Genomic DNA, 14,693 nt, shown 5'->3' on the forward strand with positions numbered 1-14,693 from the left:
GATATTTTCTTGATGTAATTTATCAAATCTGTTGATCTTATTTGAAATGAATCTGACTATTTTGACTTGGAGAAGTTGATATATTCCCAATTTTTTATCGTCCCGATATTATAAAGAGAATATATCTTGTATATTTGTATGCCGAATGTATAATATGAGTTGGATGGTGAAGTTTCAGAAATATTTTTTTCTTTCTGTTGCTTTCCTGTTGGGAAGTATTATACCCTTGTATGGTAATGTTTTCAACTTCCTATTGTTGATATTGGTTATATTCATGTTATGGAAGCGGAAAAGCAAAGTGTGGGAGAGTTTACTGGCGGAACGATTGTATATCGGGGTGAATGTTGTATTTTTGCTTTATTTTATAGTACACACCGTGGCTGTATTATTGAAAGGAAATCCGATAGCGGAGCCTAGTTATGGGACGTTTGAGGCTTTAATACTTAATTTCGTGTTAATTCCGGTGTGGGTTGCGACGTGGCGAGAATGGATTACTCCCGGCTTGATTAAAAAATTCCTTTTGTATTTCTGTTCGGGGTGCTTGTTGCTAAATATATATATATTATTTCTTGTGGTTGGAAACAAACTATTTACATCTCCGGGTGAGGCCTTGGAATATTTGTATAACAATCGTTTCGGAGAAAATAGATATGTATTAGGGAGTAAATATTGGTTAGAAGTTCAAGCGATGCTTTTAGCTGTTTCTGCATTGGTTGTTTATTTCTTACTAATAATAGAAAAAGCGTGGAAAAAGAGAGGACTTTTGTTGTGTATGTTTGGGGTGCTTGTGGTGTTTTTGTCCTTTACCGTCACTAAATCTGCTATATTGGGTTTCTTGTTAGGTTTTATCGTGATGAATTTTTATTTGTTCCGAAAACTTTCTTTCAAGCGACAATTTTTGTTTGTTGGCGGTGCTTTGGTTTTCGTGTTGAGCTTAACTTTATTGATGGATTTAAATAAATATGAAGAACGGATACATGAAGTGGGAATTGAGGTGCAAAATGTACGTGAAGGGAAGTTTGTAGGTGGAACAGTTGCTCCGCGGCTTGCGTTTATAAAGGAGAGTTTCAGGCACTGGGATGAGTTTGCCTTGTGGGGATTAGGTGTAACTACAAAACACCGAATAAAGGCATGGTATGAAGCTTCGGATTTGAATATTGCGGTTTTTAATAATGTGAATAATACTTTCCTTCAATATTGGATTACGGCAGGATTGGTAGGTTTAGCTGTCATGATCTTTTTGTTTTTTGCACCACTTTATCGAATGATTAAAAGAAAGAGGTTTTCATTCTTAATCCTGTCTGTATTATTGGTCTTTCTTGTTGTCAGTAATTCGTGTGTCACTTTATCGTGGGCAAATTCACGGGCATTGATGTTGATATTTCTTGCCATGTTTTATTTCTACGGGGATATGTTCTCCCAATTGGAAAACGATATTCCCCAAGAAGAAAAGCCTTCTATTTGATAAGCTTTCCTTTGCGGCTGAGTTTGATCGTGAAGCCGAAATTGTTTTTGAAAAGTTTGCCTAAGTCACTGTATAAGCCTGTTTCTATTGTAAACGGTAATTTGCGGAAAGGAAGAGTCACTTCCAATGCACCGGAGAACTGATCTTTATTGAATTTGTTTCCGTATGTCCCGTAGTTTTTTGAATACGAGAGTAATAATTTGTAAGGAGTTGTTTGCCATGCCATACCTTTTATCCCGACGTGGTGTCCAATGATACGGTTATTGATGATTCTAGTAAGGTTATCGCTTAAACCGGGTGTCATGAACGGGCTGCCGATAACTTGTCCGTATAGAGTCCATCCGTTGGCGTATTCACCGTTATTAAAATAGTTATCACATCCTCCGAGTACTTTCCTCCCGTAGAAATGACTGTTCGGGTCTTGTTTCGCTATTTCTTCCGGTGTTGCAGGTCTGTCATGGCGAGAGCCGGATTGATATTTGGTATAATAGAATTCATATATGACGTCGGATATCCATTGTTGCGGATTTTTTGAACCGTAATAGAAACAATAAGTTCCGTCCGGGAAGGAGCGAAAATCTGTCCCCGAGCCATCTTCGAAAGGGATATCGTGGTAAAATGATAATATGTAATTATCGGCAAGATAATTAATTCTTAGATGTTCCCGTCCCAAATGATTTCCCAAGGCATTGATAGAATCGCTGGTTGTGGCTCCCGCACCGCCGCCATCGGCAAAAATGATGCGGCCGTAATCACTGAAAGAGCCGGGTTGTTTTCCTAGAGTGGGATGTTTGCCTGCCCATTGTGCCCAATGTTCCAATCCGGCAATGATTTCCCAACGGCGATGAGGGGTGATTTTCACGTAAAGAGATTTGTTGTGCAAGCGAATATCTTTCACGTAACTATTGTCAGTCATCATATAATCAGCCCAATTAAATTGGAAAGCGATGATTCCTTTTGTGCCGGGAATATCTATAAAATCACTTCTAAGGTTATAACCCGGGAAAGTTCGGGAATTTCCGGAACGGACAAAATCCCCGTTGGTAGAAGAAACACCGTTATATTCTTCTTCCGGTTGAATCATGCCCAGATCGAGCCGAAGTTTACGCCAGCGGGCACTTACAAAAAGTTGGTCTAAAATAATTTTATTTCCCGGACTGGAGAGATATCCCCCCGCGGATACGCCATAGGCGAATTGAATCTTGTGTTTGTTCGTGAAATCGGAATAGAACCCTAGTTCCAATAAGGTTCCGTTCCCGTTAGGCATAAGTCCATGCCGATTGCTGACAGCCCAAAAGGGTAATGTCTTCTGTGTGGAAGCGAATCCCGATAAAGATGCGTTATAAACTACATCTCGTTTTTGTCCTTGGCCTGAAAAAGAAAACAGGGTTACAAGGATACATACCAAAAAAATCCTCATGTCGCCGATTTATGCACGTCTATTATTAATCTTCAGCGACAAATGTATCTCTTTCTAGCCTAAAAGGCGTCGTTCGATCAAAGAAATATCTTCTTTATAGGTTAATTTAACATTAGAAGGTGAGCCTTGGATAATTTTGATAGAGATCTCCGGTAAATAGCGTTTCACGACACCACAATCGTCCGTGCTGAAAAAACAGGGATCTGTAAGTGCCTTATTATAAGCTTCTCGTAACGTGTTTGCTAGGAAGCCTTGTGGCGTTTGTACTTGAAATAGGGTAGAACGATCGGGGATGGCGTTCACGAATTGTTTCGTGGCATCACTTTGCAAAATGGTATCAGTGGCAGGAATGGCTGTCGTGCAGGCTTCACAATTGTCGAGAGCCTCAATCGTGTCACTGATCATTTGTTGGGTGACTAATAATCGCACGGCATCGTGAATGATGAATTTGCAATTCGTGTCTTGATAGGCGTTTAAGGCGGCTAAAGTGGAATGGTAACGTTCTTTGCCACCCGGGATAATCATTCTTACTTTGCCAAATCTTTCCTTGGTAACAATCTCTTGAGTTTCATTCAAGTAATCTTTATGGACAACAATAATGATTTCGTCAATAAGTTCGTTTTGCTCGAATACTCCGAGTGTATGAGCCAATACTGTTTTCCCTGCAATGGTGATAAATTGCTTCGGGAGTTCGCTGCCTAATCGTCGACCGGAACCACCGGCCAGAATTACTCCAATGCTCTTCATTATAATTGAAAATTGAAAATGAGAGTTTCTCAATCTTTAAGAGGTTTGACAAAGGTAGATTTAATCGGCAATTATAGAATCCGTTAATTCGAATTCCAGTTCGCCGCCGTTTATGATTTCATCATACGTAATCCATGTGCGATCCAAGGGGTCTCCGTTCAATGAAACTCTTTTCACGTAAATGTATTGATCGTTTTCCCTATTGGCTTTTATCACGAAACGGCGATCTTGCCCGAGTTTGATAATTACTTTCTTGAATAAGGGCGTCCCTAACTGGTATTTGGTGTCACAAGGATTGACCGGATAGAATCCTAGGGCAGAGAATACATACCACGCGGACATTTGACCACAATCCTCGTTACCGCACAGACCGTCGGGACGATCCGTGTAAAGTTCCCGGCGAATTTTGTCTATATAGTATTGAGTCTTGTATGGTTTGTCCGTGTAATTGAACAAATAAGCCACGTGGTGAGAAGGTTCATTTCCTTGGGCGTATTGTCCGATTAATCCGCTGATGTCGGGAGAAGCGTTGCTGCCCTCGATGACGGAAGGCAGGGTGAACAAGCTGTCTAATTTTCGGGCGAAAGCTTCTTTGCCGCCGTGTAAAGAGATAAAGCCGTCGATATCATGGGGAACAAACCACGAGTATTGCCAAGCATTTCCTTCCGTGTAATCGTCGTTGCGATGCGTGGACGAGAAAGGGGAGAAAGGAGTTCTCCAACTGCCGTCCGCTAATTTGCCCCGCATCAATCCGGTTGAAGGATCGAAGAGGTTCTTGTAATTTTTAGATGATTCCATGAAAAAGAGATAATCGTTTTCTTTCCCCAAGGCTTTTGCCATTTGCGCGATACACCAGTCGTCATAAGCAAATTCAAGGGTTTTGGATACTGATTCTTTTTCCAGATCACACGGGATATAATTGTATTCCCGGAAAAGTCCCAGTCCGTGTCCTTTGGAAAGGGATGTTTCTTTCATCGCCTCGTATGCTTTTTCCACGTCATACCCCCGGATTCCTTTTAAATAGGCTTCCGTGATAACCGGAATGGCGTGATTGCCTATCATGCAGTGGCTCTCGTTACCCATTAGTTCCCAGTTAGGTAACAACCCGTGAATCTCGTAATGCCGGATGAAAGAGTTGATCATATCATTCACCCGATCTTTTTGAGTAATGGTAAAGAGAGGGTGTGATGCCCGGAATGTATCCCACAAGGAGAATACCGTGTATTGATTTTCTTTCCCCACGCTATGAATTTCTCCGTCCGGTCCTTTATAATTCCCGTGTGCATCAGAGAACAAATAAGGGGCAAGGTACGTGTGATAGAGAGCCGTGTAGAATGTGCGCGTTTCCTCTTTTGTGCCGCCCTCGACTTTGATACGCGATAAAGCCCGTTTCCATTGTTGTTTGGCTTCTCTGCGCACTTTATCAAAGCTCCAGTGCGGGAGTTCTTGATCAAGGTTTGCCGCGGCTCCCTCGCAGTTTGCAGATGAAATGCTGACTTTGACCAATATTTTGTTGGTTACCGTACCGAAATCAATCCATGCATATCCTTTATCGGAAACGATTTTTTGTCCGTTTCTCAATAATTGCAACGTGTCAACACCCGCCCAGATGTCAACATCCTGCGAGAATTCCATGAAAAAATAGACATTGTGTTCCCGTGCCCAACCGGTGGATTTTCGATAGCCTTGTATCGTGCGGTTATTGATTTTCTTGATAGAGGTCATTACCGTGCGATCCCAATTTCTTGCCGTGGTTAAATCCAGTGTCAGCCCGTGGACAGCATTAGACGGGTATTGATAGGCGTGCATTCCACAACGGTTGGTGACCGATAATTCGGTTTTTATACCGTTGTCGAAAGTTACGCTATAATATCCGGGTTCGGCTGTCTCGTTGGCATGAGAGTATTTGGCGTACCCGGAAGTGATGAAGTCGATGGCTTTTTCTCCCGGTTGCGGGCGTCTTGTGACGGGTAGAAGTCGGATATCCTGCAAATCGCCGATACCGGTTCCGCTTAAATGTGAATGTGAGAACGAGGATATGATGCTATCACTGTAATGATAGCCGGAACACCACTCCCAACCGCTGCGCGGATTATCCGGGCTCAGTTGAATCCCCCCGAAAGGTACTGCCGCACCGGGGAAGCAATGTCCTTGTCCGGCAGTCCCGATAAATGGATCAACGTAGTCCGTTACTCGTGTTTCTTTTTCTTTTCGACAGGATGTAAAGAACCCGGTAAAACAAAGCAGGAGTAGAAGGAGTCGTGTTTTCATGATATTCGTTTCTAGGCGTTTAATTCATTCCATACAAGCGCGGATGCCCCGTAAATGGCGGCATTCGTGGGTAGTGACGATCGAAGTATTTTTACTTTTTGCTTGAATACATACAACATATTGGCTTCCATTTGTTCCTGCGTGGTCTTGAACAACCATTCACCGGCGTTTGCCACGCCGCCTTGCAGGAATATGGCTTCCGGGCTGATTATGGCAACCAGATTTGCCAATGCTTTGCCCAATTGTTCCCCGGTGATTTTGAAAGCTTCAAGAGCGATGGGATCTCCTTTTTGAGCGGCATCGTATACTTTCTTTGCCGTGATTTCCGTGTAAGGAATATCCCGGAGTGTGCTGGGGGTATTTTCAAGAGCGAGCAACTCGCAAGCTGTGCGTTTGATTCCGGTAGCGGACGCGTAGGTTTCCAAACATCCCCGACGACCGCAATTACAGTACCTGTCACCGCCGCACACGAGCGTATGTCCTACTTCACCGGCCAGACCGTCGTGCCCGTAAACGAGTTTTCCGTTCACCACGATTCCACTACCCAGTCCGGTTCCCAGCGTGATAATCACGAAATCTTTCATGCCTTTCGCCCCACCGTACACCATTTCCCCGATAGCTGCGGCTTTCGCGTCATTCGTGATAAAGGAGGGTACGTTGAATTGTCTTACAAGCAATTCAACCATGGGAATCGTGCCTTTCCATGATAGATTGGCTGCGTTCTCGATCGTACCGTTGAAATAATTACCATTCGGGGCACCGACACCGATACCGACCAGTTTAACGTCCAGTTTGGAGAGTTCTTTTTTTACCACTTTATGTAAGTCCAGAACGAAATCTTGTGGAGTATTGTATGCCGTGGTGGATAAAGATCCGTCTGCCAGACAATTCCCATTTTTATCAATGATTCCGAAAGCGATGTTGGTACCGCCAATGTCAATACCTAAAGAGACAGTAGTTTGCATAAATAATATATAAATTTGACAACAACATGATTTGCATTTTTAACGCGGTTAAAGGTAATAAAAAAATAAGAGACCGATGGGGCGATCTCTTATTTAATTACTAACTACTAACCTAAACATACAAACTTATGAAAAAAAACTGTGTCTTCTATCTGTTTTCTACATTACAAAGATAGGGGGTATTCTATGATTTAATAGTTAATAGTTCGTTAATCTTTTGTGTATATAGATTTAAATCTAATAAACGAAATGCAATAAAAACACGATCAAATTTAGAGTTTCAAATAGAAATCTTTTGTTAATCGAGCGTAACTCTCGTGATAAACGTGACGTTCAGTTTCTAGTGTAATTGTTTCATTTACAATATCTTTTTGTCGCTTGGAAATTTCCATGAGCTTACGCTTCGGGGGCTTGTTCGGGGTTGGGCAAATTGTTGTAAATTTGTTAATAAACCATTTGTGCGATTGCGCTAGTGTTATAAAATGCTCCGCTTCGGGAATCGGTAAGATGATACAAATTTTTCCTTCCGGGGATAGTAGTTTTTCGGAAACATTTAATATGTCCTCGTGCGAGAGGGTCGAGCAATGGCGTGCCATTGTTTTACTTCGTTCCGGGTTTTGGGTGGAGTTGATAAAGAATGGCGGGTTGCACGTGATGATATCATACAGGTAATCCTGTTTGAAATCTTGTACCCGTCCTTGGAAAACTTGAATTTTCTCTTTCCACGGGCAATCTTGCACGTTTTCTTTTGCTTGCTTGCAGGCGGCAGGATCGATTTCTATGGCGTCTATTTGTAATTCCGGGTTTCGTTGGGCTGCCATGATAGCTATAAGTCCTGTCCCGGTCCCGATGTCCAGCAAACGGTGCGTGTCGGTTAAATCTGCCCACGCTCCTAAAAGAACACCGTCTGTGCCGACTTTCATCGCGCATCTGTCTTGACGGAGCGTGAACTGTTTAAATTGGAAGTAATCGTTTGCCATAATTAGTTGCCTTTGCAAGGCTTAAAGTTTATAAGGTTCATAAACTTTATGAACCTTATAAACTTTATAAACTATTTTTCTTCTTCTTTCTTCTCCTCTTCTTCTTCGAGGTTTAGCATGTTTTTCTCCAATAGTAAGTTGTACCATTGAATCATTTTGCGCATGTCTGACACGTAAACCCGGTCTGCATCATATTCCGGAACGACGGATTCAATGTAATTCGTGATAACATTGGAGGCTTCCTTGTGATTGATTGTCGGCTTGCCTTCTTCTTTTTTGTAGATTCGTTTGAATACTTCTTTTAAAGGCATGTCTTCATCTTCCGTGTATATGGAAATATCTTCAAGAGAAATAATTTTCGCGTTAGAATAAGCAGGAAAGCGTTTTCCGTCAAGTAATGATTCTACGATTAAAGCATTCGATGTATTGCTAATTAATTTGTATAATCCCGGTTTTCCTGAGATGGATAAAATTTCTTTCAACATATTGCTTTCTTTTTGTGTTTAAATGAGGGACAAAAATACGAATCAATGTTTAAAACTAAAAACAATGAATTGTTTATTTTTTTCTCACTCTCGTGCAACGTTTGAATAAAAAAGTGCATCTTGCCTGTGAAAAAGGATAATAAACGTGACTAATGGACGAAGCGTGGGTGATAGAGGAATGCCGGAAAGGTAATCCGAAAGCACAAAAGTCTCTGTATGAATATTTCGCTCCCAGAATGATGGGCGTGTGTATCCGTTATGCCGGGAATCGAGATGCGGCAGGAGATTTATTGCAGGATGGCTTCGTGAAGGTTTTCACGCGATTGAATGAATATATGGCGGTTGGTAGTTTCGAGGGGTGGATGCGGAAAATATTTATCAATTGCGCATTGGAGAGGATTCGTAAGGAGAGGATTTTTTCCAGAGTAGTAGAAGGGGAGATTGATGTGGAGGATACGATACCTTCGGTATTAGAGACGTTGACGGAAATGGAGATGTTGCAAATGATCCGGTTATTGCCCGAGGGCTACCGTACGGTGTTTAATTTATTTGCAATCGAAGGATTCTCGCATAAGGAAATCGGGGAGATGCTTCATATCACGGAAGGTACTTCCCGGTCACAATATGCCAGAGCCCGACAGTGTTTACAGGAAATGATCAGAAAGATGTATTGATTATGGATAAAAGAGAGCGATTTGACGATATTTTCCGGGAGCGGTTATACGATTTGAAGTATAACCCGACGGAAGCCGCTTGGGAAGGGATTGCCGCCCGTCTTCCACGTCGTCGTTTTGTCCATAAGCGGGTGTACCGGGTGGTTGCCGTGGCGGCGGTTTTATTGCTTGTGGTTAGCGGGAGCATTTTATATTTGTGGCACGAGGGTGAAGATAATTTTTCTCCCGTTACCGTGTTACAAAACGAGAAAATGAGTCCCGTACCGTTAATCACGAGCGAGAAGAAGATTGTATTAGTCGCGGAGGCTGCTGGAATAAGGGAATTGAAGCCGGTGTCTTGCAAGGAAAATAGTGTATCGCGGGAATTTGTACAAGCGTGTAGTCCGATAAATAGAAACTTGGTGGCTTTGCAACACGAGGGCGAATCCGCGATGATATTAGCCGATTGTGATGTTACTCCTTCGATAAAGAAGAAGGCACGTAAGTGGCGAATTGGAGTGGGAAGCGGCAATTTAGGATTGGCAGGCGTTTCTTTGAATAATGTAGATAATATGGCTCCGTCGCAAGATTTGGGAAACAATACGGATCCTGAAGATAACGATAGACAGCCATTGTCCAGGGCAACATCGACACCCCGTTATGAACCGGAAAAGTCGACTCGGGTAAAACATTTAATGCCTGTATCCATAGGTCTTTCTGTGTCTTATCCGTTAAATGAACGTTGGAGTTTTCAAACCGGATTGACATACACGTATTTACGTTCAAAATGGAAACATGAATCAAGTAGTCGGGTTGTTCAAAAACAATCGCTGCATTTTATCGGGATACCTGTTTCGGTAAATTATAGACTCACGAATTGGTTACGTCCATATTGTTATTTCAATGCCGGAGTATTGGCAGAGGTAAATGTCGCGGGGCGACTTAAAAACTCGTATGGACATGAAGATATACGTGTGCCGGGAATATTGTGGACAACATATACACGCGTGGGAATTGCTTATCCGCTAATCCGTTTTGTTTCGATCTACGCGGAGGGTGGAATGTGTTACTATTTTAATTACAGGGGAACAATTGAAACCGTTCGTTCCGAGAATGCATTCAATTTTACGGGACAACTGGGGTTGCGGTTAAACTTTTAAACACGAGAATATGAAACGATTAAAAAGTTATATGACAGGTGCTTGGAAATGGTTGCTTTCCTCTTTGTGGATTGTATTTGGATTTACGGCTTGTGAAGAAGAATATGAAGCATCTATGTATGGTTCTCCTCATGCCACTTTTGTTATTAAGGGAAAAGTTGAAAATAGTGCTAAACAGGGCTTGCCTAGAGTTCAAATTGTAATACCTTTGTATGAGGTTCGTGATACAGTGGAAGGTGTGCCCGTGAAAAAGGAGTATGGCGATACGTTATATACAGACCAAAGAGGACAATTTTTTTGGGAACGTGTAGATTACCCGGGAGGGAAGGATTTTGAATTACGATTTTACGATATATACCCGCGGGAAGGTTGTGATGCGTGTCAAGCAGATACTTTAAAGGTTAGTTTCTCTCGGGATGAACTGATAAAGGGTGAAGATGATGGCAATTCATGGTATTTCGGACGTGCCGATAAAAATATAACCGTTGTGCTGGAAGAAAAACGGGATGAATGATAATATTAAAAGTAAGGAAAATGAAACGCTTAAAAAGTTATTTAGATAAAAGTTGGAGTGGGCTGCTCTCTTCTTTATTGGCAGTATTAGGATTTTCCGGTTGTGGAGGTTCTGCCGATTCACCGGAGGATATACCTCTTATGTATGGAACCCCGACAGCTTCCTTCTCTATTAAAGGTAAAGTACAGAATTCTGCCGGGCATGCATTGCCGGGTGTCCGGGTTGTTATTCCTAAGGTGGAATTCTATCAGGTTGCCACGGAGAGTTTTATCCCGGACTACCCGATAATCACGGAAGAAAGACGTGATACCTTGTATACCGACGAGGAAGGGCGTTTCGGGCGTAGGTTTTATGATTTCCCGACGGATACCGTGCGGTATGAATTACAATTTTACGATGTGAACCCGCTGGCGGGAGTGCCTGCCTGCGAGCCGGATACGTTAAAAGTAACTTTTACACGTGACGAGTTACAACGGGATAAGAATGATAACGAGTGGAACCGGGGAAATGTAGTGAAAGAGATTACCGTAACCTTGAAAGAGAAGGCAGATGAGTAATAAACCGGGTTTACGGCAACGTTTAGGATTAGAGGCTTTTAGGGCTAAGCGGCAACAGCAGAAGGAATCGCACGAGCTGCGTACTTTATTTTGGGAATGTACGTTGCGTTGTAATGTTGCCTGTCGGCATTGCGGGAGTGATTGCCGTGCATGCGTCGAACAGGCGGATATGCCGAAAGAAGATTTTTTACGGGTGATAGATTCTATTACTCCACACGTGGATACGCACCGTGTGTTTATTATATTCACGGGCGGGGAACCTTTGATGCGAAAAGATCTGGAGATTTGCGGACGTGAATTGTATCGGCGGGAGTATCCTTGGGGAATTGTGACGAATGGTTTGCATCTTTCCCGTCAGCGTCTGGATTCTTTATTGCAAGCCGGAATGCATTCAATCACCGTCAGTCTTGATGGATTTGAAGATGCTCACAACTGGCTCCGTTGTCACCCGCTAAGTTTTCAACGGGCGACCGAGGCGATTCGGATGCTTACCGGGGAGGAGGAGATTATTTGGGATGTCGTGACTTGCGTGAATCAAAATAATATAGAGCAGTTGCCTGCTTTTCGTGATTTTCTTATCGGGATAGGGGTGAGGCGTTGGCGTATATTCACGATATTTCCGGTTGGACGAGCCGCAGAAGTTCCTGAATTACAATTATCCGACAAGCAATTTACCGGGTTGCTGGATTTTATTGTATCTACCCGTCAAGAAGGCAAAATACAACTGAATTTCGCTTGTGAAGGTTTTCTGGGAAGATATGAAATGAAAGCCCGCGACTATTTCTACCATTGCAACGCGGGTATCTCCGTTGCTTCTGTCCGAGTGGACGGTTCTATTTCCGGATGTCCCAGCATCCGGGCAAATTATAATCAAGGTAATATTTATCGAGATGATTTCATGCAAGTGTGGAATGAACGCTTTGTTCCTTTCCGTGACAGGGAATGGGCTCGTCAAGGAGAATGTGCCGATTGTTCCATGTTCCGCTATTGCGAGGGAAACGGGATGCACCTGCACGACGAGGCAGGCAGGCTTCTCGTGTGCCATTACAGGAGAATTGAATAAAATTCATTTTCAACTTTCAATTCTCCATTTTCAATTGTTTTACATTCCCCGTTGTTTCTTGATTTTCTCGTATGCCTCGTTGATGGCCATAAATTTTTTCTCGGCTGCTTTTCGGATATCTTCTCCCATGTACCCTACTTTATCCGGGTGGTTTTCTCTTGCCATTTGCCGATAGGCTTTTTTCACCTCTTCATCCGTGGCGGAAGGTGTTATGCCCAGCACTTGATAAGCCGAATCCGAATCATCGTAATACATGGCTTTGATAGACTGATACGTGGTCGTGTCTATGCCCAGAAGAGCGGATATTCTATCCAGTAAGGCTATTTCGCGGTTGCATACATTACCGTCTGCTTTTGCCAGCCCGAACAGGAAATACAGTAATTGTGTACGCGAGTAGATATTCATGTTCGCGCGTATTTGCATGGCGACTTGATCTACAGCGATCTCCTTGTTTAATAAATCCTTGATGATTGCCACGGCTTCCCGTTCGCCTTCCGCGCCGAAGTTATCACGGAAGAATCGTTTGACGTATTCCAGTTCGCCTTTTGTCACTTTCCCGTCCGCTTTCATGAGGCCTGTCGCCAGCACGACGAGGCTGAAAAGAAAATCACCTCTGCCCGTCGGACCGGACGCGGGGTTTTGTGATTGCTGTTGATTCGTGATCACGGTTGCGGTATCAAATGTCGATCCGATGAAGAAACCGAACAACGCTCCTATGGGGCCTCCCATCGCGAATCCTAATCCCGCTCCTATCCATTTTCCGTATTTTGCCATAATATATTATTGTTTTTTATTCGGGTTGTTTAGTTGTTGAATGATATCGTGTATTTGTTTTACGATCCGATCGTCGTCATTGTTGTAAATGACAAAATCCGATTTTGGCAATTTCTCGCTGTCGGGCATTTGGTTGTTGATACGTTCCATCACTTTCTCCCGGCTGGTAGAGTCCCTCGCGACAACTCGCCGGATGCGGGTTTCCATATCCGTTGAGAGCAAAATAATGTAATCGAAAAGAGATTCAAGCTTGGATTCGAAGAGGATTGCCGATTCGAAAAATACCAGTTTGCTCTTTTGTACCGAGCACCAGTCGCGGAAATCTTGGGTTACAACCGGATGAACAACGCGGTTCACTTCCGTGATGGCACGCTTGTCGTTGAAGATGATAGAAGCAAGTTGTTGTTTATTCAATCCGCCCTCGGGCAAATAGATATTCTCCCCGAAACGTTGTATCAAGGCTTGCCGGATATCTTGATTCCGGTTCATGAGCGAAGAGGCTCTCCGGTCGCTGATGTACACGGGATATCCCAAGATTTCGATTATCTTCGCGATAGTGGATTTGCCGCTACCGATACCCCCTGTCAATCCGATTTTAAGCATGGTTTTATTTTTTCTTTTCGATTAAATATTCAACCGATTCGGGCATGAGCACGAGAGATTTGATATGCGCGGGTTGCTTGTCCACGTTGATTTTGAGGGCTGCCGGGTTGCTTGCAATCTGGTCGTAATCCACCGAGAACGAGAAACTGGTATCCGATACCGATTCGTAACGGCTGAGCCCGATATCAAACGTGAAATCTATATTCTGGGGAAACAGGCGAATCAATAGCGAATCCGGTAAATTTTTCACTTTTATCGTTGCCTTTTTCTTGGCTTCAGTGAAACGCTCCACTTCTACTTTCACTTTTGCCCCGCTCTCCGAGATTTGTGTTCCGGGAATTTCTTCGAAGGAAACACTTTTAGTCACCTCTTTGGATAAGTCCTTTAGTTTTAATGGCGTGGTGTACACTCCTTTCAAGGTATCAAGAATCGTGGCAGGTCCGCTGATATCCACGTGATCGGGTGTCACGGAAATGTCGTTTTTCAACATGTACTGTCTTTTGAGCGTGTAATCGACTCGCGGGATGACAGGGACTTTCTTGCTTCCGAATTGCGAGAACTGGAACGTGATGGTTTCCGGTTTTATATTAATTAATTTGATATCGGAATTGAGTTGTGCGCTGATTCGCTCTTTAATATCAACCGTGCTGATCGTGTATTCCAGCATATCTTTGCGCTCAAGGAGCGAACTCACGTTGATCGCGATGGGTAAAAAAGAGGTACCGATGCTGTAACGCAACAGCGTGAAACCGTGCGCCCTGATTTCTAATGTCATGTTCTTGGGAGGCTCCGAAACGAGTAGTTTACCCTTGGGGAGATCCGTGTATCTTATCGGGTAAGTGAGTTCCGTGGTGTACTCTTTATTCAGCGTGTTGAGAAACCATAGAACCGTGGCAATAATAAGGCAAACCCCATAAGTGAGCACGTTGCGTTTTATATGCAGATCGTGATGGGATTTAAAGAAATTGACAATCTTGTCTATGATGCCGCTCATCTGGAATATCGTTTATAAAATTGACAAGTTCATAAAGTTCAT

General features: G+C 43.1%; 15 protein-coding genes. 6 read left to right on the forward strand and 9 right to left on the reverse strand.

What is annotated here, in order from left to right:
• The first annotated feature begins 163 nt into the window (after positions 1-163).
• A complete protein-coding gene (locus tag ACK8P8_RS08690; RefSeq protein ID WP_255469613.1) occupies positions 164-1,465 on the forward strand; it encodes an O-antigen ligase family protein in 1,302 nt (433 codons plus the stop codon).
• On the opposite strand, the gene ACK8P8_RS08695 is transcribed toward ACK8P8_RS08690, so the two are convergent.
• From ACK8P8_RS08695 to ACK8P8_RS08720, 6 genes are all read right to left on the reverse strand, one after another.
• Positions 1,458-2,885, reverse strand: a complete 1,428-nt coding sequence (locus ACK8P8_RS08695) for a capsule assembly Wzi family protein (protein WP_369859020.1) — start codon at positions 2,883-2,885, stop codon at positions 1,458-1,460. The genes ACK8P8_RS08690 and ACK8P8_RS08695 overlap by 8 nt on opposite strands.
• A 54-nt stretch (positions 2,886-2,939) precedes the next feature.
• Positions 2,940-3,632, reverse strand: a complete 693-nt coding sequence (ispD, locus tag ACK8P8_RS08700) for a 2-C-methyl-D-erythritol 4-phosphate cytidylyltransferase (protein WP_292269624.1) — start codon at positions 3,630-3,632, stop codon at positions 2,940-2,942.
• Between the two features lie 60 nt (positions 3,633-3,692).
• Positions 3,693-5,903 (reverse strand): GH92 family glycosyl hydrolase, encoded by a 2,211-nt coding sequence (locus ACK8P8_RS08705; protein WP_369859019.1) that lies wholly within the window; start codon positions 5,901-5,903, stop codon positions 3,693-3,695.
• Positions 5,904-5,914: 11 nt separating this feature from the next.
• Complete coding sequence (locus ACK8P8_RS08710; protein ID WP_369859018.1) at positions 5,915-6,868, reverse strand: ROK family protein; 954 nt, start codon at positions 6,866-6,868, stop codon at positions 5,915-5,917.
• Positions 6,869-7,140: 272 nt separating this feature from the next.
• A complete protein-coding gene (locus ACK8P8_RS08715; RefSeq protein ID WP_369859017.1) occupies positions 7,141-7,848 on the reverse strand; it encodes a tRNA1(Val) (adenine(37)-N6)-methyltransferase in 708 nt (235 codons plus the stop codon).
• Between the two features lie 71 nt (positions 7,849-7,919).
• Complete coding sequence (locus tag ACK8P8_RS08720; protein WP_186978153.1) at positions 7,920-8,333, reverse strand: DUF5606 family protein; 414 nt, start codon at positions 8,331-8,333, stop codon at positions 7,920-7,922.
• A gap of 152 nt (positions 8,334-8,485) precedes the next feature.
• On the opposite strand from ACK8P8_RS08720, the gene ACK8P8_RS08725 reads away from it, so the two are divergent.
• Genes ACK8P8_RS08725 through ACK8P8_RS08745 form a run of 5 tightly spaced genes read left to right on the forward strand, consistent with a single transcriptional unit; the run spans position 8,486 to position 12,280 of the window.
• Positions 8,486-9,007 carry an RNA polymerase sigma factor gene (locus tag ACK8P8_RS08725; protein WP_099294158.1) on the forward strand — a complete coding sequence of 174 codons (522 nt, stop codon included), beginning with the start codon at positions 8,486-8,488 and terminating at the stop codon, positions 9,005-9,007.
• A 2-nt stretch (positions 9,008-9,009) separates the two neighbouring features.
• Positions 9,010-10,146, forward strand: a complete 1,137-nt coding sequence (locus ACK8P8_RS08730; RefSeq protein ID WP_227216721.1) for a porin family protein — start codon at positions 9,010-9,012, stop codon at positions 10,144-10,146.
• A gap of 10 nt (positions 10,147-10,156) precedes the next feature.
• Positions 10,157-10,660: a radical SAM-associated putative lipoprotein gene (locus ACK8P8_RS08735; protein ID WP_369859016.1), complete on the forward strand. Its 504-nt coding sequence runs from the start codon at positions 10,157-10,159 to the stop codon at positions 10,658-10,660.
• A gap of 20 nt (positions 10,661-10,680) precedes the next feature.
• Positions 10,681-11,217, forward strand: a complete 537-nt coding sequence (locus ACK8P8_RS08740) for a radical SAM-associated putative lipoprotein (RefSeq protein ID WP_176555154.1) — start codon at positions 10,681-10,683, stop codon at positions 11,215-11,217.
• Complete coding sequence (locus tag ACK8P8_RS08745; RefSeq protein WP_099294150.1) at positions 11,210-12,280, forward strand: TIGR04133 family radical SAM/SPASM protein; 1,071 nt, start codon at positions 11,210-11,212, stop codon at positions 12,278-12,280. The genes ACK8P8_RS08740 and ACK8P8_RS08745 overlap by 8 nt, the downstream gene beginning before the upstream one ends.
• A gap of 39 nt (positions 12,281-12,319) precedes the next feature.
• Here the strand turns inward: ACK8P8_RS08745 and ACK8P8_RS08750 are convergent, their stop codons facing one another.
• The 3 genes from ACK8P8_RS08750 to ACK8P8_RS08760 are packed head-to-tail and all read right to left on the reverse strand — an operon-like array spanning position 12,320 to position 14,651.
• Positions 12,320-13,054, reverse strand: a complete 735-nt coding sequence (locus ACK8P8_RS08750; RefSeq protein ID WP_369859015.1) for a TerB family tellurite resistance protein — start codon at positions 13,052-13,054, stop codon at positions 12,320-12,322.
• Between the two features lie 6 nt (positions 13,055-13,060).
• The gene (coaE, locus tag ACK8P8_RS08755) at positions 13,061-13,657 is read right to left on the reverse strand and encodes a dephospho-CoA kinase (protein ID WP_369859014.1); all 597 of its coding nucleotides are present in this window, start codon (positions 13,655-13,657) and stop codon (positions 13,061-13,063) included.
• A gap of 4 nt (positions 13,658-13,661) precedes the next feature.
• The gene (locus ACK8P8_RS08760) at positions 13,662-14,651 is read right to left on the reverse strand and encodes a CdaR family protein (RefSeq protein WP_369859013.1); all 990 of its coding nucleotides are present in this window, start codon (positions 14,649-14,651) and stop codon (positions 13,662-13,664) included.
• Between the last annotated feature and the right edge of the window lie 42 nt (positions 14,652-14,693).

The organism is Butyricimonas muris (assembly GCF_046365375.1).
Classification (GTDB): domain Bacteria; phylum Bacteroidota; class Bacteroidia; order Bacteroidales; family Marinifilaceae; genus Butyricimonas; species Butyricimonas muris.

Coding starts and splice junctions, on each gene's coding strand:
- ACK8P8_RS08690 (WP_255469613.1), top strand. CDS start 164: ATGGTGAAGTTTCAGAAATATTTTTTTCTTTCTGTTGCTTTCCTGTTG.
- ACK8P8_RS08695 (WP_369859020.1), bottom strand. CDS start 2,885: ATGAGGATTTTTTTGGTATGTATCCTTGTAACCCTGTTTTCTTTTTCA.
- ispD (WP_292269624.1), bottom strand. CDS start 3,632: ATGAAGAGCATTGGAGTAATTCTGGCCGGTGGTTCCGGTCGACGATTA.
- ACK8P8_RS08705 (WP_369859019.1), bottom strand. CDS start 5,903: ATGAAAACACGACTCCTTCTACTCCTGCTTTGTTTTACCGGGTTCTTT.
- ACK8P8_RS08710 (WP_369859018.1), bottom strand. CDS start 6,868: ATGCAAACTACTGTCTCTTTAGGTATTGACATTGGCGGTACCAACATC.
- ACK8P8_RS08715 (WP_369859017.1), bottom strand. CDS start 7,848: ATGGCAAACGATTACTTCCAATTTAAACAGTTCACGCTCCGTCAAGAC.
- ACK8P8_RS08720 (WP_186978153.1), bottom strand. CDS start 8,333: ATGTTGAAAGAAATTTTATCCATCTCAGGAAAACCGGGATTATACAAA.
- ACK8P8_RS08725 (WP_099294158.1), top strand. CDS start 8,486: ATGGACGAAGCGTGGGTGATAGAGGAATGCCGGAAAGGTAATCCGAAA.
- ACK8P8_RS08730 (WP_227216721.1), top strand. CDS start 9,010: ATGGATAAAAGAGAGCGATTTGACGATATTTTCCGGGAGCGGTTATAC.
- ACK8P8_RS08735 (WP_369859016.1), top strand. CDS start 10,157: ATGAAACGATTAAAAAGTTATATGACAGGTGCTTGGAAATGGTTGCTT.
- ACK8P8_RS08740 (WP_176555154.1), top strand. CDS start 10,681: ATGAAACGCTTAAAAAGTTATTTAGATAAAAGTTGGAGTGGGCTGCTC.
- ACK8P8_RS08745 (WP_099294150.1), top strand. CDS start 11,210: ATGAGTAATAAACCGGGTTTACGGCAACGTTTAGGATTAGAGGCTTTT.
- ACK8P8_RS08750 (WP_369859015.1), bottom strand. CDS start 13,054: ATGGCAAAATACGGAAAATGGATAGGAGCGGGATTAGGATTCGCGATG.
- coaE (WP_369859014.1), bottom strand. CDS start 13,657: ATGCTTAAAATCGGATTGACAGGGGGTATCGGTAGCGGCAAATCCACT.
- ACK8P8_RS08760 (WP_369859013.1), bottom strand. CDS start 14,651: ATGAGCGGCATCATAGACAAGATTGTCAATTTCTTTAAATCCCATCAC.